Below are 23,481 nucleotides of genomic sequence, written 5' to 3'. Positions count from 1 at the left end.
CTGACGCCTTTCTAGCGCAGGTTGCGGAAGTGCGGGCCGGCGGGCAGGGGGGTTGTTGCCGGATCCCGGCAGCCTGAGGGAATTGCCCACGGTTTGCTCGGTCATGGGCGGTTGGCGTGGCGGGCGTGGGGGTTGGTGAGGGCGTGCCGGGGGTCGGCGGCGCGGGTGATGGCCTTCTCGACGGCGAGGACGCGGTCGGCGAGCAGGCCGAGTGCGCCGACGGCGCGTATCAGCGGATCCTCGTCGGGCCCACCGAGGGTGTTCGCCCGGATGTGGGCGTTCTTGACCTCGGCCCAGCGAGCGGCCGTCTCTGGGGTGAGGGTGCCCCGCAGTTCGGCGAGTTTGAGGAGGTTGGCCTCGGCGCCGCGGGTGAGTGTCTGGGCCTCGCCGGTGTAGTGGTCGTCGATGACGGCGGCGAGTTCGGCGTCGTTCATGACGGGGTCGACGCGGGCGGCGATCTTGTTCATGTTGCGGTAGGAGCCCTGGAGTTGGAAGGGTGGTTCGGTGCGGGTGCCGTCCGCCTGCGCGGCGGAGGCGATGTAGGCGGCGTTGACGGCGAGGACCGTGGCGCGGGCGGTGAGCAGGTGCCGCAGCACGGCGACGATCCGCTCCCGCTCGGCCGGGGCGTAGGGGTGGGCGAGCTGGTCGGCGCGCGCCGTGGGGTCGCCTTCGGCGAGCCGCAGCAGCAGGTCGAGGTCGGCCCGGTCGCGGCCGGCGAGCGGGGCGAGCACCGGGTTCGCGGTCAGGGCGTTCTCGACGAAGCTGGCGGCGAACGCGTCTTCCTTGCCGGTCAGGACGTCGCCGAGGTTCCAGACGTCGGCGCGGTTGGCGAGCATGTCCGGGATGCGGAAGCGGCCGCCGGACTCGGTGTAGGGGTTGCCCGCCATGCAGACCGCGAAGCGCTTGCCGCGCAGGTCGTACGTGCGTGACGTGCCGTTCCACACGCCTTCCATGCGGCGCTGGGCATCGCACAGGGAGATGAATTTCTGCAGCAGTTCGGGCGAGGTGTGCTGGATGTCGTCCAGGTACAGCAGGACGTTGTTGCCCGCTTCGAGTGCGAAGTTGACCTTCTCGACCTCCTGGCGCGCGGTGGCGTCGGGTGCGTCGGCGGGATCGAGCGAGGTGACGCGGGCGCCGAGCGCCGGGCCGTTGACCTTCACGAGGATCAACCCGAGGCGGTCGGCGACGTACTCCATGAGGGTCGTCTTGCCGTAGCCGGGCGGCGAGACCAGGAGCAGCAGGCCGCCTTGGGCGCCCAGTTGCTTGTTCAGGCTGTCGCCGATGAGCGGCAGGTACACCTCGTCGACGAGGCGGTTGCGTACGAAGGAGGACATGACCTTGGGGCGGTACTCGTCGAGGCGCAGCCGCGCACGCTCGGCCCCGGCCAGCTCGCCGCGGCGGGCCCGGTAGGCGCGGAAGCCCGGCACGGTCGTCTCCCGGAAGTGCCGGGTGCGGGCGAGGAATTCGTCGACGCGCAGGGTCAGGCGGCCGCCGTCGAGGCGGGGGTGGGTGCCGAGCAGTCCCGTGACGGTCTCGGCGACGGGAGCCGCGCAGTCGTGGCGCTCCAGGTCCGGGCAGAGTTCGACGGCCACGGCCTCGGCCAGGTCCTCGGCGCCTTCGCCGGTGGCTGCCGCGTGGGACGACAGCCACGCCTCGACGAGCTGGCGCCGCGCGGCCAGGCCGGTGATGCCGGCCAGGTCGTCCTCGTACGCCGAGCTGTCCACGGCGCGGTGGAACTTCTCCAGGAACGTGCGCGTCGCCGCCGCGGTGACGAATCCGGCGGGTCCGGTGGTGAGTTCGTCGAAGAGGTACGCGGCGGCCGGCTCTCCTGTGTGCAGGGCGAGTTCGGCGCGGAAGTCGTCGACGGCGGGGGCGAGGCCGAAGGTGTCGCGGGCGCGGGCCAGGGACACCGCACGCCGGGTCCACAGCGCGCGCTGGTCGCTGTCGGTGTCGTACGTCCAGAAGAGCTGGGCCGCGGCTCGTGCCGCGGGGGTGTGGCGCAGCAGGCCCGCGGTGTCGTGCAGGCGCAGGAGCGCGGTCAGGATCCGGGTCGCGTCGTGGTCGTGTACGCCGCGTTCGTAGCCCTCGTCGTACGCCGCTTCGGCCGCCGCGCGGACGAGGCCGGGCAGGTCGTCGGCGGTGAGCAGCGTCTGGGCTCCCTGTTCGTCGAGAAGGCGCGCGGCGAGGTGTTCGGCGCGGTAGACGTCGGCGTTCTCGGACGGCAGGAGCTGGCCCCAGTACGGGCGCAGGTCGGCGAAGGCCGGGTCGGTGACGGGTGAGCGGTAGTCGGTGCCGGTGAGGGCGAAGGCCATGCCGTCGTCGTGCGGGACGAGCGTGAGGTCGAGGGGCTGGGTGTTGACGGCGAAGCGGTGGCGGCCGAGGCGAATGGTGTCGCCGCCGTCGGCGTACAGCTCGGCGCGGTCGCGCAGGGAGCGGGCGGCTTCCTGGCGGGCGGCCTTCAGGCGTCCGGTGAGTTCCTCGGCGCGCACCTGGTCGTCGAGTGCGCGCAGTTCGTCGATGGTGCGGCGGACCTTGGCGAGCATGGGGTCGGACGCGAAGTAGGTGTTGATCTCATCGGCGGACGCGAGCGTGGCGAGGCGCCGGGTCACCGTGTCCAGGACGCGGGACGCGGAGGTCGCGAGGCGTTCGGCGTGCCGGGCCCGGGTGTCGGCGAGGGTCTGCTTGCGGGAGGCGAACGCTTCGTGGACCTCGGTGCGCTTGGCGTCGAGGTCGGCGAGGAACTCGTCGGACTCCGCGAACCGGCCCTCCAGGTTCTCCAGTTGGAGCAGCAGCCGGGCCAGTTGGTCGTCGCAGGCCTCGGGGGTCGTGGCCGCGGCGAGCGCGCCGGTGACGGCCTGGCCGAGCAGGGAGAACTCGGCGGCGAACTCGGCCCGCCCCTCGTGCGCGGTCAGTTCGCGGCGCCGGGCATCCAGCGTGGCGCGGGCCCGGTTGACGCCCGCAAGGACCTCCGCGATCCGCTCCAGGATGGCCGTGCGGACGGTGGCGTCCCCGATGTCGAGGCCGGCGACCACCTCGGTGACGGTCTGGAGCTGTTCGGTCAGCTCCTTGAGCCGGTCCGCGAGCGGGACGGCCTCGGCGGCGGTGCCGATGGTGGCGGCGTCGGCGGTGAGCTGCTCGATGTCGGTGTGGTGGGCGGCGAAGGCGTCCGGGCGGCCGAGGAAGGCGACGGCCCGCTGCCCCGCCGCGGCGATGCCGCCCGCCAGGTCGTCGGCCAGCGCCTCGATGCGGTCCACGTCCGCGTACCGCATGTCCTTCAGCGTCATCACGTGCCCCTGGGCACGCCGGAGTTCGGTGAGGCGCTCCACCCATGCGGCGGCGGTGCGTGGTGCCTCGCCACGGATACGGCGCACGAGGGTGGTGATGTGCGCGGCCGACTCCGCGAGGGCGTCGGCGGCCTGCCGGGTGAGCGTGCGGACGGTCTCGAACTCGGTGAGGACCTGCTCGGCGGTGGCCCGCAAGGCGTTCAGCGGGCCGCGCAGGTCGCCGACCTCGGGGTCGCCCAGCCAGTGATAGGAGTCGGCGGCGCGTACGCAGGAGGCGGCGAGCGTCCCGTACACCTCGGCGGTCGGGGTGATCTCGGTGACGGCACGGGTGAGGGACAGGCAGTCGGAGATGCCGCGGACGAGGTCGGCGTTGCCGATGCGGGCCAGGGGCTCGTCGCCGGTCGGCTGCGCGGCGGCGTGGGTGTCGGAGACGTACGGCGACTGCCAGATCTGCACCGGGTGCACGCGGGCGTGCTCATCGGCGTCGGTACGCAGCACGGCGAGGGTGCCGTCGTCGAAGAGGGCGTACCCGTGGCAGGACAGCGGGCTGGCGACGTCCTTGCGGATCAGGTTGTACGAGAGCAGGAGGCTTCGGCCCTCCGCGCGCGCGTGGTACGCGTACAGCACGTCCTCGCCGTTGGGCGAGCGCACCGCGCGCTCGAACTCGAGGTCTGCGGTGTCCAGGCCGTCGAAGGTCTTGTGCGCCCCCGCTGCCAGGCAGTAGCCGCCGGGGAAGACGATGCCCTGGTCCTCGGGCAGGCGATGGCACGCCTGCCCGATGCCGTCGAGGCGTACGACGGTCCGGGTGAGGGTGTTGAAGACCAGGTGGCGCCAGGTTTCCTCCTTGTAGGGGCGGATGCGCAGCAGGATCAGGGCGCCCACGCGCGCATGGGCGACGTCGGCGTCGGCCAGGGACTGCAGCGGTTCGTCGACCGGCTCGTCGTAGATGCCCTGCCCGGTTTCGGTGTCGTTCTCGGTCTTGACGGTGAGGGTGCCGCCGACGGTCGCGACGAAGGCTTCGCCGCCGACGGCGATGTGCGGGTGGCGGCCCAGGACGTGGTCCTCGCGGGTCGCCTGTGTCCAGGTGACGTCGTGGGACGGCGGGAAGATGTGGTCGCGTTCGCCGCGCGCGTCCAGGAATTCCGCGCGCCCGTCGCCGGACAGCGCCCAGCGCAGTACCCGGATGTCCGCCGCCTTCTCGCCGGTCTGGAAGACGGCGAGGAGCTTGCCGTCGGCTTTGCGCAGGTGGAGCAGGTGGGCGTGACGGTAGTAGCGGAAGAGCGCGGCGAACTCGTGGACGAACGCGGGGTCGTCGAGGAGGCCGGGAACCGCGTCGTCGGGCAGCCTGTTCAGGTCGCGGTCGTGCAGGGCGAAGACATCGCGGACGGCGGTCTCGGGCTTGCGTCCGACGAACTTGTTGGAGCCGAACAGCAAGGTGTCGCCGACAGTGACGATGTCGCGCGCCACGCAGGGCTGCTCGGTGCGCAGGTTCCGGGTGCCGGTGAGGGTGAGACCGGTGGAGCCGAAGGCGGCCACGCGGCGGTCGTTGAGAGCCGTGGCACGCTCGGCCAGCTGCCGCGCCTGCGCCGCGAGCCGGTCGCGCAGCACCTCGTACGTCCCGGTGTCCGGACCTTCGTACGTCCCTGTGTCCGGGCCCTCGTACGTCCTCGTGTCCGGACCCTCGTACGTCCCTGTGTCCAGGCCTTCGTACGCCCCCGTGTCCAGACCGGTCCCGGTCTCCATGTCCGCTGTCCTTTCCGTGGCTCCGAGCGCTGCGCGGGGAGGTGATGTGTCGCGAGGGGGCCGGGGCCGCTCACCCCCGTGGAGCGGCCCCGGCCGGTCCGGGTCAGCTCTTGAGCGAGCCGTTCAGCTCGGCGAGCGGCATGTCGGCGAGCCCCAACTGGCCTGCCTTGTCGAGCAGTTCGCGCAGCTGCCCGGACCGCTCGCCGTCGCCCTTCATGAGCTTCATCAACAGGGCGGACACGGTGAGGTTCTGCACGTCGGACGTGGAGACCGAGCCGAGCAGCCGCGTCAGGTCCTCGGTGAAGCCGGCGCTGCCGTCCAGCCACGGTCCCGCGAGCGCCTGAACGGTTTCGGAGTTCTGCACGAAGCCGTCGACGCCCTTGCCGAGCGCGATCGACGACACAAGCCGGTCGAAGAAGACCGACTCGCCGCCGACGATGCTGATGTCGGCGCTCTCCAGGCCGGTGGCGAGCACACTGGCCTGCGCCTCGGCGACCTTCCGCTGCACCTCGATGCCGGCGAGCCGGACCTCCTTCTCCGCCTCCAGGCGCAGCCGGTACTCCTCGTGCGTGCGCGAGGCCTCGTCCAGGGCGGCCATCGCGGCCGCCTTCTCGGTGAGGCCCGCGGCCTCGGCCTTCAGCTTCGCCTCCACGCCCTCGGCCTCCGCGCGCATGCGGGCCTCGGCGGCCTCGGCCTCCGCGCGCCCGGCCTTCTCGATCGCGCCTGCCTCCTGCTCACGGACCTGCACGGCAGCGAGTCCCTCGGCGGCGCATTCGGCCTGGACGCCCTGGGCGAGGCGCTGCTTGGCCTGCGCGTCCAGGTCGGAGGCCTTGAGGCGGGCCTCGGCGAGCGTGATCTCCTCCGCGGCGCGGTGCGTGGCGGCCTGTTCCGCGGCCTCCGCCGCCTTGATGCTCTTGACCAGGCCTTCCTGCGCCTGGGCCTCGGCGGCGATGACGACGGCCTGCCGCTGCCGCTCGGCCTCCTCCACGGCACGCAGCTTCTTGATGGACTCCTCCTGCTCGGCGACCGTGCGGTCGACGGCGACCCGCTCCCGGACGACCTCGGCGATGTCCCGCTTCTCCGCCTCGACTTCCTTCTCGGCGGCGATCCGGGTCAGTTCGGTCTCCCGGTCCCGGGCGATGACTTCGAGGAGGCGGTCCTTCTCGATGCGCTCGTTCTCGATGGCGATGACGCGCTCACGGTTCTTCTGCGCGACGGCGACCTCGCGGGCCTGGTTCTCCCGCATGACACCGAGCTTCTCCTCGGTGACGAGGAAGGCGCTCTGCGCGCGCAGCCGCTCCTCCTCCGCCACCCGCGCGGTCTCCGCCTCCTCCCGCGCCCGTACGGTGTCGACCTCGCGCTTCTGCTTGATCTCGGCATCCGCCTGGCGCCGCTCCAGCTCGAGGATGGCCTCGCGGGCGTCGACGTTCTGCCGGGTGATCTCCTTCTCCTCGTTCCGCGTGTACTCGTTGGTGCGCACGTGCTCGACGGCCGTCAGCTCGGTGATCTTCCGGATGCCCTGGGCGTCCAGGATGTTGGCCGGGTCGAGCTGGTTCAGCGGCGTCTGCTCCAGGTAGTCGATCGCCGCGTCCTCCAGGCTGTAGCCGTTCAGATCGGTGCCGATGACCTGGATGATGCGGTCGCGCAGCTCGTCGCGCTTGGTGTACAGGTCGGAGAAGTCCATCTGCTTGCCGACGGTCTTCAAGGCCTCGGAGAACTTCGCGTTGAACAGCTCCTGCAGCGTGTTCTGGTCGCTGGCGCGCGCCGTGCCGATGGCCTGGGCGACCCGGATGACGTCCTCGACGGTCTTGTTCACGCGCACGAAGAACGAGATCCGGATGTCGGCGCGGATGTTGTCCCGGCAGATCAGGCCGTCCCGCCCGGTCCGGGTGATGTCGATGGTCTTCACCGAGATGTCCATGATCTCGGCCTTGTGCAGCACGGGCAGGACGACCTGCCCGGTGAAGGTCACGTCGACCTTCCGCATCTTGGAGACGATGAGCGCCTTGCCCTGCTCCACCTTGCGGAACAGTCGGGTGACGACCAGCAGCAGCACGATGACGACGAGCAGGACAGCGGCGACGGACACGCCTATGCCCAAGGTGATGGCATCCATGTAATGACGTCCTAGCGATTCCTGGGGCATGGGCGTGCCGGGCCCCGGTGTGATGAGAAGAGCCGGTGAGAGGCGGTTCAGCCGCGGTTGGTGTGCGACCCCGGGTCGAGCGCCGCGTCATAGGGCGCGACCCAGAAGAACTCGCCGGTGTCGTCGTAGGCGTACAGCAGTCCGGTGCTGCCCCTGCTCAGGGCATCCGCGCCGTGCTGCCGGACCTGGACGACGGCGGTGGAGCCGTCCCTGGCGGCGACCTCGGCCTGGCCGAAGTCCGCGTCCACCCGCCCCGTGCGGATGGTGCAGACCGACCCGATGAAGTCGTGCCGGGACGGCCCGGGTTCGTCGGGGAAGAGTGTGGCCAGCGGGCGGATCAGGGTGCGCGTCACCCACCAGGCCGCCGACAGCGCCAGGACGAACAGGAGGATCTCCGGCACGATGCGTGCCGCCCCCTGCAATCCGGCCCGTGCGATCAGCACCGAACCGGTCAGGCTGGTGAACCAGGCCACCACGGTCATCAAGGACGCCGCCACGGTGACCGGCACTCCCCCGAGCCCCACCGCGCCGAAGTCGGCGTCCGTGTCGAAGGCGTCGGCGTCCGAACCGCCGAACGCGACGAGCAGCCAGAATCCGATGACCACCAGGAGGGCGGCGCTGAAGACGACAGCCGGAAACCCCACGGCCGCGCCGAGGAACTCCTCCATGCTCTCCACCCCCCTGGTACCTCCATCGGCTCCAGCCCCGGTGCCGGATTCCTCTTCCGTAACCCGGCACCGGGACCAGGCCTCCGTGCCTGCCACGGACATCCTGACCTGCGAGTGACGTCGAGCGCATTGCCGTATCACGGCAATCTTTACGCACCATTGATGCCGGGTGTCGCTCCCGGCGCCGCCGCTGCCGAGTCACCACCGCTCGGCCGAGGAGCCGCCCGGGGTCACAGCAGAGCCCTTTCGTTGCCGGGGCCCGGCAACCTGAGGGCCACTCAAGTACGCGCTAAGAAGCTGTCAATGCCGAGTAAAGAACGTGTAGGGTTTCCCGCGGTGTGCCGGGAAGCCTGGTCGGCGGTCTTGCTACAGGTCTCTTCGCCGATCGGGGAACTCCGGCCATGGTGCTCATCGCTGTCTTCGGGACCGCACTGCTCATCGCGGTGCTGCTGTCCGGTCTCGCCGCCAGGACGGTCCTGTCCACCTCGTTCCTCTTCCTGGCCGGCGGCGCGCTCGTCAGCGACGGTTTCCTCGGCCTGATCCACATCACGCCGGACAGCGAGATCGTGTCCGTGACGGCCGATCTCGCCCTGTTCGCGGTGCTGTTCACCGACGGCATGCACGTCTCGCTCCCGAAGCTGCGCGCCAGCTGGAAGCATCCGGCCCGTGCCCTGGCCCTCGGCATGCCGCTGGCGTTCATCGGCACGGCGCTGCTCACGCACTATGTGGTCGGCCTCGACTGGATGACATCCCTCCTGGTCGGCGCGGTCCTCGCCCCCACCGACCCGGTGTTCGCCTCGGCCATCGTCGGACGCAAGGAAGTCCCGTCCAAGCTGCGGCAGTTGCTGAACGTGGAGAGCGGCATCAACGACGGGCTCGCCCTGCCCGTCGTCCTCATCCTGATCACCGCGGCCGGCCCGACGTCCGACCACGCCGAGACATCCCTGGCGAAGATCGGCCTGGAGCTGCTTCTCGGCCTGGCCTTCGGGGTGATCCTGCCGATGGTGGTCATCGCCCTGGTCCGCTTCCGGCACGTGGGCCCCGAGCCCAAGCTGCAGCCACTGCTCCCGCTGGCCATCGGCGTGATCCTGTACGCGCTGTGCCACCTCACGCACGCCAACCCCTACCTGGCGGCCTTCTGCGCGGGCGCGGTCCTCACCGCGCGGTCCACCAAGGCGAAGGAGACCTTCGAGCCGCTGGGCGAGGCCCTGGCCGAACTGGCGAAGTTCGCGGCCCTGCTGGTGTTCGGCGCGCTGCTCACGCCTCGGCTCTTCGGGGATCTGTCCTTCGGCGGCTACGTCGTCGCGGTCCTGGCCATCGTCCTGGTCCGGCCCGCCTCGCTGCTCCTTTCGCTGGTCGGCACCTCCTTCACCCGCCAGGAGAAGCTGGTGGCCGCCTGGTTCGGCCCCAAAGGCTTTGCCTCCGTCGTGTACGGGCTGCTGGTCCTGCAGTCCGGGATCCCGCACGGCGAGGAGGCCTTCACGCTCATCGCCGTGTGCATCGCCTTCTCGATCGTCGCGCACAGCAGCACCGACGTCCCCATCGCCCGCCTCTTCCGCGTCGACGAGCTGGCGGGAGTGCCGGCTCCCCGCCGCGGCGAGGACCTCGCCTCGAATGAGGCCGGCCGCGTCGGCCCCTGACCGCACAGGCGCCGCCTGCCTATTCGACGCCTCGGACAACGCATCGGAGAATCGTGAACGACTGGCACAGCTGGGCAGCCATCGCCGTCTTCGTCGGCACCTACGCGCTGATCATCAGCGAACGGATCCACCGCGTGGCCGCCGCGCTCGGCGGCGCGGCGCTGATGCTCGCGGTCGGCGCGACCGACGACAAGTCGGCCTTCTACTCCGAGCACAGCGGCGTCGACTGGAACGTCATCTTCCTGCTCATGGGCATGATGATGATCGTCGGCGTGCTCAAGAAGACCGGCATGTTCGAGTACTTGGCGATCTGGGCCGTCAAACGCGCACGCGCAGAACCGTTTCGCGTCATGGTGATGCTCATCGTCATCACCGCCATCGCCTCGGCACTGCTCGACAACGTCACCACGGTGCTGCTGATCGCCCCGGTCACGCTCCTGGTCTGCGAACGCCTCGCCCTGCCCGCCGCCCCGTTCCTCATCGCCGAGGTCTTCGCCTCGAACGTCGGCGGCATGGCGACGCTGGTCGGCGACCCGCCCAACATCATCATCGCCAGCCGCGCGGGGCTCAGCTTCAACGACTTCCTGGTCCACCTGGCCCCGCTGTCCGCCGTGCTGACCCTGGTGCTCATCGCGCTGTGCCGGTTCCTCTTCCGGAAGTCCTTCACGTACGACCAGGACCGCGCCGAGGAAGTCATGGCGCTGGAGGAGCGCGAGGCCATCAGGAACCCGCGCCTGCTCGTCCAGGGCCTGATCGTCCTCGGCCTGGTGGTGATCGGCTTCGTGCTGCATCCGGTCCTGCACTACGAACCCAGCGTCATCGCCCTCCTCGGCGCCGGGCTCCTCATCGGCCTGTCCGCGGTGGAGACCGGCGAGGTGCTGGGTGAGGTGGAGTGGCCGACCCTCGCCTTCTTCGCCGGGCTGTTCATCATGATCGGCGGTCTCATCGAGACGGGCGTCATCGGCGAGATCTCCGAGTCGCTCGCCGATGCCATCGGGGGCAGCGAGTTCGGCGGCTCGATGCTGTTCCTCGGCGCGTCCGCCGTCCTGTCGGGCATCGTCGACAACATTCCGTACGTCGCCACGATGGCGCCCATCACCAGCGACCTGGTCAATGACATGGGCGGCTCCAGCACCCACGTCATGTGGTGGGCCCTCGCCATCGGCGCCGACCTCGGCGGCAACGCCACGGCGATCGGCGCGAGCGCCAACGTCGTCGTCCTCGGTATCGCCGAGCGCAACGGCCAGCCCATCAGCTTCTGGCAGTTCACCAAGTACGGTCTCGTCGTCACGGCCGTCACCGTGTTGCTGTCGGCCGTATACGTGTGGCTACGCTACTTCGCCCTTGCATGATGGGACATGATCAATGAGGAGAAGCGGTGAATCATGGGAGCCGGCCCCCGGGCCCGCGTCCTTCGGGCGAGGCGTCCTTACTCCCCCATCAGCCACAACGGTCCCTGCCGCTCGGCCACATGATCGTGTGCGGCGACGACGCCCTCGCCGAACGACTCGCCGCCGAGCTGCACACGGTGTACCGCGAGCGCGTCACGGTCGTCGTCCCGGCCGCGCGGGCCGCAGCCGGGCCCCAGGCCGGGGCGGCCGGCCGGGCCACCGCGCTGCTCAGCCGGCTGCAAGCCGTCATGGCGCGGGCGACGGGCGCGCCCGCCAACGCGGAGACGGAGGCTCCCCGCGTCCTGGAGGCACCGGACCTCGACGAGGCGGCGCTGGCCGAGGCCGGAGTGCGTGAGGCGTCCGCGCTCGCGCTCGTCCATGACGACGACGAGACGAACATCCACGCCGCCCTGGCCGCCCGCCGCCTCAATCCCCGCCTGCGCCTGGTGATCCGCCTGTACAACCGCAAGCTCGGCCAGCACCTGGAGGACCTCCTCGACCAGGCCGCCGCGGTCACGGTTCCCGACCCGGGCGCAACGGCGTTCGACGCGTCCACGACCGTCCTGTCGGACGCCGACACCGCCGCGCCCGCACTGGCGGCGACCGCGGTCGCCGGCACCAGCAAGGTCATCCAGGCGGACGGGCTGCTGCTGCGCGCCGTGGAACGGACTCCGCCGCGGCCCGGTCAGGTCGCCGATCCGGGCTTGTGCACGCTCGCTCTGCTGTCGTCCACCGCCAGTGACCCGGCGGGCGCCGAAGGTTCCGACGACAGCGGCCAGGAGGGTCCGCTGCTGCTGCCCGACGACCGCACGGTGGCCGCCGCGGCCGGCCGGGGCACGGTGGTCCTGCAGACCGTTTCCCACGCCGGTCCGCCGCTCCCGCCCCGTCGGCTGGCCGGGCGCGGTGTCCCGCTCGGTTCGCTGTTCTCGCCCCGGCTCCGCTGGTCGCTGGCCGGGCTCATGGCCTGTGTGCTCGGCCTGGCGGTGGCGAACTGGCTGACCTCCCGCACCCACCCCCTGCACGCCGGATACCTGACGCTGCTCGACCTCTTCGCCATCGACGACCCCGCACTCGGTGAACCCACCGCCCGGCAAGTGCTCCAGCTCCTGTCCGGTCTTGCCGGACTGCTGCTGCTGCCCGTGCTCCTGGCCGCGGTCCTTGAGGCCCTGGGCACCTTCCGCACCGCGTCAGCGCTGCGCCGCCCGCCGCGCGGCCTGTCCGGCCACGTCGTCCTTCTCGGGCTCGGCAAGGTGGGCACGCGGGTCCTGGCCCGGCTGGGCGAACTGGGCATCCCGGTGGTGTGCGTGGAAGAGGACCCGGAGGCGCGCGGCATCCCGCTGGCCCGGCGGCTGCGGGTACCGACCGTCATCGGCGACGTGACCGAGGAGGGCGTCCTGGAGGCCGCCAAAATCCACCGTGCGCACGCCCTGCTCGCCCTCACCAGCTCCGACACCACCAACCTCGAAGCGGCTCTGTACGCACGCTCGGTCAAGCCCGGTCTGCGCGTGGCGTTGCGCCTGTACGACGACGCGTTCGCCACCGCCGTCTACCGCACCCTGCGCGCCGCCCATCCCCATGCCCTCACCCGCAGTCGCAGCGTCTCGACGCTCGCCGCCCCCGCCTTCGCCGGGGCGATGATGGGCCGCCAGATCCTGGGGGCCATCCCCGTGGAACGCCGTGTGCTGCTCTTCGCCGCTCTCGACGTCGCCGGGCTCCCCCATCTCGAAGGCTGCACCATCGACGAATCGTTCCGTGCGGGGGCCTGGCGGGTCATCGCCCTGGACGCGACCGCGCCGGACGAGCGCCTCCCCGATCTCTCGGTCTCACCGGCCGACGACGACACCGACCGTCCCGCCGGCCTCGTCTGGGACCTTCACCCCGGCTACGTCCTGCGCCCCCAGGACCGTGTCGTCCTGGCCGCCACCCGCCAGGGACTCGCCGAGCTCCTCAGGCGGCCCCGACGGCAGACGGGTGCCGTCGGACCCTAGCCGCCCCGCGGGTCTGGAGCTCCTGCCAAGACGCGCCGCGTATGTTTCGTGTCAACATCCTGGCCTGCGCCTCGGATACGTACGACGCTGTGCGCAGGGGGATGCCTCCAGCACATCTTGAGGAGTCGGCCATGCGCGCTCGCGACCTGGCGGTTGAGTACGAATCGGTGCGCGTCGACAGCGACGCCATGGCGGCGGCCCGGCTGATGGCCGAGCACAGACTGCCCGGGCTCCTCGTGCTCGACGAGCGGGGCGAGCCGAAGGCGATCCTGCCCGCGTCCCAGATGATCAAAGTTCTTGTCCCCGCCTACGTCATCGAGGACCCCACCCTCGCCGCCGTCGTCGACGAGAAGCACGCCGACCGGCTCTGCCAGAAACTGGTGGGCCGCACGGTCGGCGCCTGCCTGTCACGCAGCACTCCCGCGCCCCCGATCGCCGCCCCCGACGACACCGCCCTGGAGGTGGCCGCGCTCATGGCGCAGCTGCGCAGCCCGCTGGTGGCGGTGGCGGAGAAGTCCAAGGACGGCACCCACCTGCTCGGCGTCATCACCGCCTCGCACCTGCTGCACGAACTCCTCAGCGCCACCGGGAAGCTGGAGAGCGGCCAGGCCTGACCCTGTCGTGCGGGGGCCCGTCGACCCGTCGTGTGGGGGCCGTCGACGCGGGTACCCGGGGGACTCGCCTTACTCCAGTCCGGTTACTCCGGGCCTTACTCCAGTCCGGTTACTCCGAGCCTTACTCCAATCCGGTTACTCCGGTTACTCCAGTCCGGACATCTTGAACAGCTGGCGCGCGGTCTCGTTGTCGATGCGCCGAGAGAGCTGCTGCAGCACGAGCGTGCCGGACATCAGCAGGCAGCGTTCCCTGGAGATGCGGGCGTCGTGCTCCAACTGGCGCCAGATGTCGGGATTGTTGATGAGGACCTTCGGATCGAACTCACAGCGGGCGCCGAATTCGTCCCGCAGGGCCAGTCGCCGGGCCACCCCCTCGTGCCAGCCCAGCGAGACCAGCCGGTCGGTGCGTACGCACCTCTCACGAAAGAGGCCGCGCACGCACAGCCAGCCGTTGCCCGCGGCCACCCGGGGCGGCAGCAGCACGAAGAAGAGCAGGACCGCAAGGGCACCCCACAGCACGGCGTGCGGTGTCGTCACGCCTGCGGCGGCCGCGTCGACCAGCATCAGGAGCCCCAGCAGGCAGGCAGCGCTCAGCAGCGCCTCGCGAAGGTCGGCCCGCCACCTCCGGTCGTGGGCCACGACCACCGATCCCCGCGGCCGGGCGCGCCCGTGCCCACCTTTGCCGCACTCCATACAGCGACATTAAGCGGGCGTTCAGGCGCTGCCATAGCCCTCGGCGGCTGGGAAACTTGTGCCCGCACGCCCGACGACCAAGGAGGTCTCCATGATTCGTCCCGTCACCGCCGGCCTCGACGGCTCCCCCGAAAGCCTGGCCGCCGCCGAGTGGGCCGCCCGTGAGGCCGAGCGCCGCGCGCTCCCGCTGCGTCTGGTGGAGGCCTGGGTCTGGCGGGAGCAGGACGTGCCCGTCACGGCGGACCTGGAGACTCAGAAGGGCTGGGCCCTGCGCGTCCTGCAGGAAGCCAAGGAGCTGGTGGGTGCTCGGCATCCGAGCCTGGCCGTCAGTACGGAACTCGTCTCCGACCCGGCGACCGGCGTGCTGCTGGCCGAGGCGGAGACGGCCGAGATGCTGGTGCTGGGTTCCCGTGGTCACGGAGCCGTTGCCGGATTCCTGCTGGGGTCGGTCGGGCAGCAGGTGCTTGCCCGGGCGAAGCGCCCCGTGGTGATGGTCCGGGCAGATTCGGGCTCCGGCCCGGCGCCCGACTCCGGTGCAGACGACGGCGAAGTGGTCGTCGGTGTGCAGGAGGCCGGCGAGATTCCCGAGCCGCTCCTGGAGTTCGCCTTCGACACGGCCGCCACCCGAGGGACCGCCCTGCGCGTGGTCCACGCGCCCAATCTGCCGCCCCTGTACGCCCACGCGCCCGCTGTCGGGCGGCTGGCCGCGCAGGAAGGCGGTATCACGGGGCAGGCGAAGCAAGCACTGGCAGAGGTCCTGAAGCCGTGGCGCGCGAGGTACTCGCAGGTTCCGGTGACCCTCACCGTGGAACTGTCGCACGCCTCCGGAGTCGTCCTGGCAGCCGCCGCCCGGGCAGGCCTGGTGGTCGTCGGCCGCAAGGTGCACCGCCGCACGCTCGGCATGCGCATCGGACCGGTCGTGCACGCCGTGCTGCACCACGCCACCGCCCCCGTCGCCGTCGTCCCCCACGGCTGATGCCTCTCAGGCGGCCGTACGGCCCGACCGCTGCCCGCGGCTGACCGTCGGCGGGGGCCGGGCCGACACCCCGCAGGCCCGTGCCGCACTTCTGGAACCCGGAGCGGACATCATGGTGAACGACCGCGCCGCCCTGCTCGCATCGGAGGACTGAGCGTGCCCGACGAGACCCACATGGCCGAGCTGACCGACTGGCGCTGGGAGTACGAGGGCTACGACCCCGCACAGGAACGGCTCCGTGAGTCGCTGTGCACCCTCGGCAACGGCTATTTCGCGACGCGCGGTGCCGCCCCCGAGTGCGCCGCCGACTCCGTCCACTACCCGGGGACGTACGCCGCCGGCTGCTACAACCGGCTGACGTCCGACGTGGCCGGGCGCGAGGTCGAGAACGAGGACATCGTCAACCTGCCCAACTGGCTGCCGCTGCGCTTCCGTACGGGCTCGGGCGAGTGGCTGTCGCCGGACACCCACAGGCTCCTCGACCACCACCAGTCCCTCGATCCGGGCTCCGGCACGCTCACCCGCACCCTGCGCTACGAGGACGACAGCGGCCGCCGCCTCGGCGTGCGCCAACTGCGTCTCGTACACATGGGAGACCCTCATCTGGCGCTGCTGCGCACCGAGTTCACCGCGGAGGGCTGGTCCGGGGACCTGGAGGTCGAAGCGGCTCTCGACGGGACCGTCACCAACTCGGGCGTCGAACGCTACCGACAGCTGGCCTCGCGCCACCTCACCCACGCCCACACCGGTGCCTCGGACGACAGGACCACGATGTGGCTGCGCTGCCGCACCACGACCTCCGACATCCGCGTCGGCCTGGCCGCCCGGACCACGGCCGACGCCCCGACGAGGATCTCCGTCGCACACGACGACGGGCGGGCCGTCCAGCGATTGCGGCTCTCCCTCACCGACGGACGGACGGTGACCGTCGACAAGACCGTCGCGCTGCACACCTCCCACGACCCGGCGATCAGTGACCCGCTGCACGCCGCCGTCGACCGGGTGGGCCGCGCGCCCGACGCCACCGCCCTGATCGCCTCCCACCGCACCGCCTGGCGGCAGCTGTGGCGCAACGCCGAGCTGGATGTCCCGGACAGCTCAGGACCGGTGCTGCGGCTGCACCTCTTCCACGTCCTGCAGACCCTCTCCCCGCACACGGCCGACCTGGACGTCGGCGTCCCGGCCCGGGGGCTGCACGGCGAGGCGTATCGCGGCCATGTCTTCTGGGACGAGTTGTTCGTCCTGCCCTACCTCAACCTGCACTTTCCGGAGGTCTCGCGGGCTCTGCTCAGCTACCGCCACCGGCGCCTGGAGCAGGCCCGCTTCGCCGCCCGTGACGCCGGGCACAGCGGCGCCATGTACCCGTGGCAGAGCGGCAGCGACGGCCGCGAGGAGACGCAGGAACTCCACCTCAATCCGCGCTCGGGCCGTTGGCTGCCCGACCACTCCCGCCTCCAGCACCACGTCGGCTCGGCCATCGCGTACAACGTGTGGCAGTACTGCGAGGCCAGCGACGACAGCGAGTTCCTGCACACCAAGGGCGCCGAGATGCTGGCGCAGATCGCCCGGTTCTGGGCCGGGCTCGCCACGTACGACGAGGCGCTCGGCCGCTACCGGATCCGCGGTGTCGTCGGCCCCGACGAATACCACGAGGCGTATCCGGGCTCCTCGCGGCCGGGCCTCGACGACAACGCGTACACGAACGTCACCGCCGCCTGGGTGCTGGCCCGGGCCCTCGACGTGCTGCGCAGCCTGCCCGAACCGCGCTGCCGGGACCTCTGCGAGCGCATTTCCCTCGCCTCCGGTGAACTGGACGCCTGGGAGGACGTGTCCCAGAAGCTGTACGTGCCTTTCCACGACGGCGTCATCAGCCAGTTCGAGGGGTACGGCGAGCTGGCCGAGCTCGACTGGGCGGCGTACCGGGCGCGGTACGGCGACATCCGGCGCCTGGACCGGATCCTGGAGGCCGAGGGCGACAGCGTCAACCACTACCAGGCGTCCAAGCAGGCCGACGTCCTGATGCTCGGCTACCTCTTCTCTCCTGCCGAACTCCAGTGCCTCTTCCGGCAGTTGGGGTACGAGCTCGACGACGTCACCTGGCAGCGCACCGTCGACCACTATCTGGCCCGCACCAGCCACGGATCCACCCTCAGCAGCCTCGTCCACGGCTGGGTCCTGGCCCGCGCCCGGCGCTCCGACGCCTGGAGCTACGTCCACGAGGCGCTCGCCTCGGACATCGCCGACCTGCAGGGCGGCACCACGGGCGAGGGCATCCACCTCGGCGCCATGGCGGGCACCCTCGACCTGGTGCAGCGCGGCCTGACCGGCCTCGAGACCCGTGACGGGGTGCTGCGTCTGGACCCCGTGCCGCTGCCGGAGCTGTCGGAGTACGGCTTCGCGATCCGCTACCGGGGGCACTGGGGTGTCCGGCTGTGGCTGAGCGCGGGCGAGCTGCGGATCACCGTGCCGGAGTCCGACCGGGACCCGATCGACGTCGCGCTCGCCGACCGCACCGTGTCCGTGGACCCCGGGGAGTCGTCCACGCTCTCGCTCACCGACCGGGGAACGTCGACGTCCGCCCCGACCTGAACCAGCCCGTCAGCAAGCCGTGGAGTACCTCGACGACTACCGCGACCGGCTACTGGTCAGGAATCGAGAAGCGCAGGTCACCGAGGCGCGGCTAGCGTCATTTTCATGACTTCCATCGCATCCGTCACCCTTGAGGTGGCCGACCCCACCGCCGCCGAGCACTTCTACACCACCGCCTTCGGCTTGGACACTCAGGTACGCGTGCGGGCCTCGGAGACACCGACCACCGGTTTCCGCGGGTTCACGCTGTCGCTCGTGGTGTCCCAGCCGGCCGACGTCCACGCCCTCTTCGACGCCGCCGTGGACGCCGGCGCCACGACGCTCAAGCCCGCCACCAAGTCGCTCTGGGGCTACGGAGGCGTCGTACAGGTCCCGGACGGGACGATCTGGCAGATCGCGTCCTCGTCGAAGAAGGACACCGGCCCGCCCACCCGCCGGTTCGACGAGATCGTGCTCCTCCTGGGAGCCGCGGACGTGGCCGGGAGCAAGAAGTTCTACGTCGACCACGGTCTGCCCGTGGCGAAGAGCTTCGCCGGCAAGTACGTCGAGTTCGCCACCGGGTCGGGTCCCGTCAAGCTGGCGCTGTACAAGCGGCGCGCCCTGGCCAAGGTCGCCGGTGTCTCCCCCGACGGCACCGGATCGCACCGGCTCACGATCAACGGCGACGCCGGGACCTTCACCGACCCGGACGGGTTCGCGTGGGCGAACGTGTCGGAGACCGCGTCGCTGTGAATCGGTGACGCAGGTGCGTGTGAATCGGGGACGCAGGTACAAACGCCGACAGCGGCGAAAGGAGCTCTCCAATGTGTCACCCCGCGTGGGCCCTCGCACTCACTGCGGCGCAGGCCGACGGCGAATCGCCGTACGCCACCTTCAGCAGCCGCTTCACCCAGCTGGTCGGTGTGCCTCCCGGCGCCTACCGCCACCGGACGGCGGGCGCTGCGGCGGGGATTCCTCCGTGCGTGGAGAAACTGGTGACCAGGCCGGTCAGGAATGGAGAAGCGCGGGCCCTCGAGCCGCAGCTAGCGTGAATGCCATGAACATCACCATTCACACGAGCGTCCTCCCGCACGAGGACCCGGACGCCTCCGTGGCCTTCTACCGCGACATTCTCGGCTTCGAGGTCCGCAGCGACGTCGGCGGCGGCACCATGCGCTGGATCACGGTCGGCCCCGCCGGTCAGCCCAGCACGTCCATCCTCCTGGCGCCGCCCGCCGCGGACCCCGGCATCACCGACGACGAGCGCCGCGTCATCGCCGAGATGATGGCCAAGGGCACCTATGGCTGGATCCTGCTGGCCACTCCCGACCTCGACGACACCTTCCAGAAGGTGGTGGCAGGAGGGGCCGAGATCGTCCAGGAGCCGACCGAGCAGCCCTACGGGGTGCGCGACTGCGCCTTCCGCGACCCCGCGGGCAACCTGGTGCGCATCCAGGAGCTGAGCTGATCACCGGGACCAGGAGCTTCGCCCGCGCCCTGGACTGGACGCCGCACCGGGCAGACAGCTCGGTCTCAGGGGCGCTTCCCTCACCCCGCGGCCCAGTCGGCGTTGGCACCGCAGACGATCACGCACGGCAGGTCTCCGGGAACCCGGCCGGCCAGCCATGCGGCGAACGCGGCGGCCGCGGCCGGTTCGACTGCGATCCGGCACTCTTCCCACAGCCGGTCACGGGCCTGCACGATCTGCTCATCGCTGACCAGCACGGATGACACGTCGTGTGCGGACAGGACGTCGAAGGGGATGTCTCCGACCCGGCTCGCGCCGGTCGCGGAGGCGGCGACGGAGTCCACGGCCGAGTCGACCGGCTCTCCCGCGGCGAGCGCGTCGTGCAGGCAGCGGCAGTGTTCCGGTTCGACGGCGACGACGCGGGCCTCGGCGGCGACCGCGAGCGCCGTACCGGCCGCGAGACCACCGCCGCCCACGACCGCCGCGATCGTGTCGACACCGGGCGCGTCGGCCATGATCTCGGCCGCGACGGTTCCCTGCCCCGCGACGACGTCGGGATCGTCGTAGGGGTGGAGGAACCAATGTCCCGGCCGCGCCGCGGCGTCCGACGCCGCCGAGGCGGCCTCGGCGAAGGTGGCGCCGTGCCGGACGAGCCGGGCGCCGGCGGCCTCGATGCGGCGGGCCTTCGCCGCCGGAACCGTCTCCGGCACATAGACCGTCGCGGACACGCCGAGCAGGGACGCGGCCGTCGCGACCGCCAAGCCGTGGTTGCCGCCGGACGCCGCCACGAGGTGGTCGTCCAAGGACCCGGACAGAATCGCGTTGAGCGCGCCGCGCAGCTTGAACGAGCCGCCGCGCTGGAGGTACTCCAGCTTGAGCAGGACCCGCCGGTTGTCGATCTCCAGGTCGAGCAGTGGAGTGCGGCGGGCGTACGGGCGGATTCTGTCGGCGGCCGCATGCACGTCGGTGGCCGAGAGCGTGTGAGTCGGACTCTTCATGGGGCCATGCTTCACGCCGCGCCCCTGTTAGCGCCAGCAACAATATGTAAGCTGCCATTAGCGACGCTTACGATGGGGCGCGTGACGGGAGAGCTGGACGTGAACCGATTGCGGGTCCTGATGGAGGTGGCACACGCCGCGTCCATCGCCGAGGCGGCGCGCAATCTCGCTTTCACGCCCTCGGCGCTCTCGCAGCAGATCTCCAAACTCGAGACGGAACTCGGCACCCGTCTGCTGGAACGGCGTCCGACCGGCGTCACGCTGACGCCGGTCGGCGCCGTGCTGGTGGAGCACGCGGAGCGTGTGATCGGCGAGCTCCGGCAGGCGCGTGCCGCGGTGGACGCCGCGATGGGGGCGCTGCCGCAGCGTCTGGCTCTGGGCTCCTTCGCCACCGCGGCGCAGGTGCTCGTGCCGGTGGCGCTGGCCGCGCTCCAACGCCGCCATCCGCGGGCGGAGTTGTCGCTGGTCGACATCGAACCGCCCGACGGCTACGGCCTGGTGACGTCGGGCGATCTCGACGTGCTGATCACGCATCGCTACCCCGGCGTGGCATCCACCCCGCATCCGGGGCTCGACCGGCAGCCGTTGCTCGACGACCCGCTGCGCCTGGTGCTGCCTGCCGACCACCGGCTCGCCGGCGGCTCGGCGGGCCGCGGCGTCAGCCTCTCCCGGCTCGCGAACGAGACGTGGATCTCCGGTGCCCCGGGCATCCCGAACAGGACCTGCCTGGACGCGCTCGCCCGCCAAGCCGGCATCGAGCCCCACGTCGCCTACGCCTCCGCCGACTACCACGTCATCCTGGCGCTGGTCGGCGCGGGCCTCGGCATCGCGCTCGTCCCGCAGAGCATGCTCGCCGGTGCCGACCTGTCCCAGGTCTCGGTCGTCGGCCTGCGCGGGCTCGCTCCGGCACGCGAGATCTGCATCGTGCACCGCCGACGGCCGACCGCGCTCGTCCAGGAACTCACCGCGTTCCTGCACAGGGCCGCGGGTGCTCTCGGCCGCGAGGGCTAGCCTCGTTCGTCATCTCAGCCGAAGCGCAGGATGCGCGGGGCGAAGGTGTTCTCGGGACCGGCGGCGCGGCCGACCGACCACACCGTCTCCGTGCCCGGCACCGGCGCGAGGCGCAGTGTCGAGGAGTCGCCCTCCCCGGCCACCGCCGGTTCACTGTGCTCGGTGAACGACTGTCCGTTCCAGGCAAGGAAATCGGGCCCGGGGACGAACGGCGGATAGCTGCCCGGCGGGCCCCACTTCTGCGAGCGGGCCACCGCGACCCAGCCAAGGTCGCCGGACGTGGTGGGCGCCAGTGAGGTGATCCCGCCGAAGTCGGTGGGCACGGTCACCCGGCTCCACGCCTGCCCGTCGAAGCGGACAAGCAGGGGCGGAATCGGCTTGCCGACCGGGCCGCCGACGAACCCGGCCGTGCCACCCGCCCACACCTCGGTCGGCGAGACCGCCAGCACACTGCCCACGGCCGACCGCGGGAACCCGTACACGATCGTCTGCTGCCACGCCTGCCCGTCCCAGTGCGACACGGCCGCACCCGAGTTGGTGGCGCCCGCGGCCCAGACGTCGTCGGCCGCCTTGATGTGCAGGCCGTACACGGATCCCGGCGGCGCCGGCACGTCCTGCCAGCCGCTCCCGTCGCGGCGCAGCAGTACCTGCGCGCCGCCCCGCGAACCGATCAGCCAGGTCTCACCGCCGCCGATGACGACTTTGGTCAGTACGACACCGTGCGGCGGCCTGCTCTCGCGCCAGGCGCTGCCGTCGAAGCGGAGCAGGTGGGCGTCGCCCGCCGCGTCGCGGCCGACCGCCCAGACCGCGGTCGGTGAAGTCGCGGCGACGGAAAGAAGTTCGCCCTGCCAGCCGATCCCGGGCAGGCGCTGGCGCTGCCACGCGGTTCCGTCCCAGCGCAGCACCAGCGGGAAGCCCGGCGCCTCGCGGCCGACGGCGTCGGCACCCACCGCCCACGCCCGGTCAGGACCGAACGCCACGGCCTCGTTCAGCCCGGCCTGTGGGCGTACTTGTGCCGGGACCGGAACGTGTTGCCAGGACTGGGTTTCCGCCGCGGCCGAAGCCATGACGGCCATGAAGGTCATGGCGACGGCGAGGGCCGCGACGAGAAGTCTACGTGCCATGGTGGGTCTGTGCACCATGGTGGGTCTGTGCACCATGGTCAGCCTCCCAGCCGCTCGCTCATCAGATTCGGTTTCGAGCCGTAGATCTCGACAGTCCCGAAAGACAGCAGTGAGAACCCGGCCCTCGCCAGTGCGCGCGGTTTGACGTCGATCGCGTTCGTGCGCTTCGGGCCGTACGAGAAGGTGGTACGGGAGCCGGAGCCGTCCACCCGTGCGTACTTCGACTGGAACGCGCGGTCGCTGCGCACCGGCAGCCACAGCGCGCCGTCCGGGCCGCGCACCATGGCCTCGGTGTAGGTGTCGCCCAGCGGTGGGTAAGTGGTGCGCCAGGCGTGCCCGTTGAAGGTCATCAGGTAGGTGCGGGCCACGCCGTCGGTGTACTGGCTGCCGCCGATCGTGACCCGGCCGGTCGGTTCGAGCAGGATCGTGTGCACGTTGCTGTTCGGCGGCAGCGAGACCTTCGCGTCCCGCCACGCCGTGCCGTCCCAGCGCAGGACGGCGGTTCCGGTGCTGGTGTCCGCCCAGGCCCAGGCGTCGGTGGCGGTACGCGCGGTGATCCCCATCACGTACAACACGCCGTCCGGGGTGGACTGTGTGGTCCAGCGGGAACCGTCGTAGTACAACACCTTCAGGCCGGTGTCGTCCTCACCGACCACCCAGGCGGCGCCCGGTACGGCGGTGAAGTCCTGGTAGATCGACAGGGTCTGCGGCAACGGGAGGGCGCTCCACCCGCCGGCCGTCCGGCGCAGGATCTCCCCCTCCCCCGCGCGGTTGTGGAAGATCCACGCCTCGTCGCCGACGAACCGCACCTTGCCGAGCCAGCCCCACTCACCGGCGCCGGGGAAGGTCGTGTCCCGGCTCCATGCCTTGCCGTCCCACCGGTACAGCATCGGCCGCAGTCCATCGGCGACGTGCTCGTACCCGGTCGCCCACGCCTCACCCCGCCCACGGGCGGCGAGGTCGGACACGGTCACCGGCGGGGCCGCCGCGGGCACCGGCAGCGCCGACCAATTCGGCGTCACATCCGCGGCCGACGGGGCAGCCACAGCCGGAGACACCACCGCGGCGCACGCAATCACAAGGCAGACGATGACCGCACGGAGACCGTTCACGAGACCCCCCAGAGCGAAGGTCGCAGAGCCTATGGGCGTTCACCCATCTGTGAACAG

General features: G+C 71.2%; 16 protein-coding genes. 9 read left to right on the top strand and 7 right to left on the bottom strand.

Translation table 11 applies throughout. From position 1 onward, the window contains the following. Positions 1 to 101 precede the first annotated feature (101 nt). From AC0KTA_RS39085 to AC0KTA_RS39075, 3 genes are all read right to left on the bottom strand, one after another. Positions 102 to 5,027 (bottom strand): DNA repair ATPase, encoded by a 4,926-nt coding sequence (locus AC0KTA_RS39085; RefSeq protein ID WP_481052942.1) that lies wholly within the window; start codon positions 5,025 to 5,027, stop codon positions 102 to 104. Positions 5,028 to 5,130: 103 nt separating this feature from the next. Then, the gene (locus AC0KTA_RS39080) at positions 5,131 to 7,143 is read right to left on the bottom strand and encodes a flotillin family protein (protein WP_481052941.1); all 2,013 of its coding nucleotides are present in this window, start codon (positions 7,141 to 7,143) and stop codon (positions 5,131 to 5,133) included. A 77-nt stretch (positions 7,144 to 7,220) separates the two neighbouring features. Beyond that, the gene (locus AC0KTA_RS39075) at positions 7,221 to 7,841 is read right to left on the bottom strand and encodes a hypothetical protein (protein ID WP_481056713.1); all 621 of its coding nucleotides are present in this window, start codon (positions 7,839 to 7,841) and stop codon (positions 7,221 to 7,223) included. 401 nt (positions 7,842 to 8,242) lie between these two features. Between AC0KTA_RS39075 and AC0KTA_RS39070 the strand changes: the two genes are divergently transcribed. The 4 genes from AC0KTA_RS39070 (at position 8,243) to AC0KTA_RS39055 (ending at position 13,474) form a co-directional block, all read left to right on the top strand. Then, on the top strand, positions 8,243 to 9,481 hold the full coding sequence (locus AC0KTA_RS39070) for a cation:proton antiporter (RefSeq protein WP_481052940.1): 1,239 nt from the start codon (positions 8,243 to 8,245) through the stop codon (positions 9,479 to 9,481). A 53-nt stretch (positions 9,482 to 9,534) separates the two neighbouring features. Next, a complete protein-coding gene (locus AC0KTA_RS39065; protein ID WP_481052939.1) occupies positions 9,535 to 10,833 on the top strand; it encodes an ArsB/NhaD family transporter in 1,299 nt (432 codons plus the stop codon). A gap of 119 nt (positions 10,834 to 10,952) precedes the next feature. Then, a complete protein-coding gene (locus tag AC0KTA_RS39060) occupies positions 10,953 to 12,860 on the top strand; it encodes an NAD-binding protein (RefSeq protein WP_481052938.1) in 1,908 nt (635 codons plus the stop codon). A 131-nt stretch (positions 12,861 to 12,991) separates the two neighbouring features. Then, on the top strand, positions 12,992 to 13,474 hold the full coding sequence (locus AC0KTA_RS39055; RefSeq protein WP_481052937.1) for a CBS domain-containing protein: 483 nt from the start codon (positions 12,992 to 12,994) through the stop codon (positions 13,472 to 13,474). 144 nt (positions 13,475 to 13,618) lie between these two features. Here the strand turns inward: AC0KTA_RS39055 and AC0KTA_RS39050 are convergent, their stop codons facing one another. Then, positions 13,619 to 14,113, bottom strand: coding sequence for a hypothetical protein (locus tag AC0KTA_RS39050; protein WP_481052936.1), 495 nt, complete (start codon positions 14,111 to 14,113; stop codon positions 13,619 to 13,621). Positions 14,114 to 14,258: 145 nt separating this feature from the next. On the opposite strand from AC0KTA_RS39050, the gene AC0KTA_RS39045 reads away from it, so the two are divergent. The 4 genes from AC0KTA_RS39045 to AC0KTA_RS39030 all read left to right on the top strand — a co-directional run bounded on the left by AC0KTA_RS39045 (position 14,259) and on the right by AC0KTA_RS39030 (position 19,179). Continuing rightward, a complete protein-coding gene (locus tag AC0KTA_RS39045) occupies positions 14,259 to 15,143 on the top strand; it encodes a universal stress protein (protein ID WP_481052935.1) in 885 nt (294 codons plus the stop codon). A 183-nt stretch (positions 15,144 to 15,326) separates the two neighbouring features. Next, positions 15,327 to 17,732 carry a glycoside hydrolase family 65 protein gene (locus AC0KTA_RS39040; RefSeq protein ID WP_481056712.1) on the top strand — a complete coding sequence of 802 codons (2,406 nt, stop codon included), beginning with the start codon at positions 15,327 to 15,329 and terminating at the stop codon, positions 17,730 to 17,732. Between the two features lie 105 nt (positions 17,733 to 17,837). After that, positions 17,838 to 18,464, top strand: coding sequence for a VOC family protein (locus tag AC0KTA_RS39035; protein WP_481052934.1), 627 nt, complete (start codon positions 17,838 to 17,840; stop codon positions 18,462 to 18,464). Between the two features lie 304 nt (positions 18,465 to 18,768). Continuing rightward, positions 18,769 to 19,179 (top strand): VOC family protein, encoded by a 411-nt coding sequence (locus AC0KTA_RS39030; RefSeq protein WP_481052933.1) that lies wholly within the window; start codon positions 18,769 to 18,771, stop codon positions 19,177 to 19,179. 80 nt (positions 19,180 to 19,259) lie between these two features. Here the strand turns inward: AC0KTA_RS39030 and AC0KTA_RS39025 are convergent, their stop codons facing one another. Further along, positions 19,260 to 20,177 carry a serine/threonine dehydratase gene (locus AC0KTA_RS39025; protein WP_481052932.1) on the bottom strand — a complete coding sequence of 306 codons (918 nt, stop codon included), beginning with the start codon at positions 20,175 to 20,177 and terminating at the stop codon, positions 19,260 to 19,262. 81 nt (positions 20,178 to 20,258) lie between these two features. Here AC0KTA_RS39025 and AC0KTA_RS39020 point away from each other — a divergent pair, with 81 nt between their 5' ends. Continuing rightward, positions 20,259 to 21,188 (top strand): LysR substrate-binding domain-containing protein, encoded by a 930-nt coding sequence (locus tag AC0KTA_RS39020; protein WP_481052931.1) that lies wholly within the window; start codon positions 20,259 to 20,261, stop codon positions 21,186 to 21,188. Between the two features lie 14 nt (positions 21,189 to 21,202). Here the strand turns inward: AC0KTA_RS39020 and AC0KTA_RS39015 are convergent, their stop codons facing one another. After that, positions 21,203 to 22,312 (bottom strand): beta propeller repeat protein, encoded by a 1,110-nt coding sequence (locus tag AC0KTA_RS39015; protein ID WP_481052930.1) that lies wholly within the window; start codon positions 22,310 to 22,312, stop codon positions 21,203 to 21,205. Between the two features lie 38 nt (positions 22,313 to 22,350). After that, positions 22,351 to 23,424 (bottom strand): hypothetical protein, encoded by a 1,074-nt coding sequence (locus AC0KTA_RS39010; protein WP_481052929.1) that lies wholly within the window; start codon positions 23,422 to 23,424, stop codon positions 22,351 to 22,353. Between the last annotated feature and the right edge of the window lie 57 nt (positions 23,425 to 23,481).

The sequence above is a fragment of the Streptomyces sp. Y309 genome, assembly GCF_056712025.1.
The sequence above is the reverse complement of the archived record's forward strand: the minus strand, read 5'-3'. Positions and strand labels throughout refer to the sequence as shown.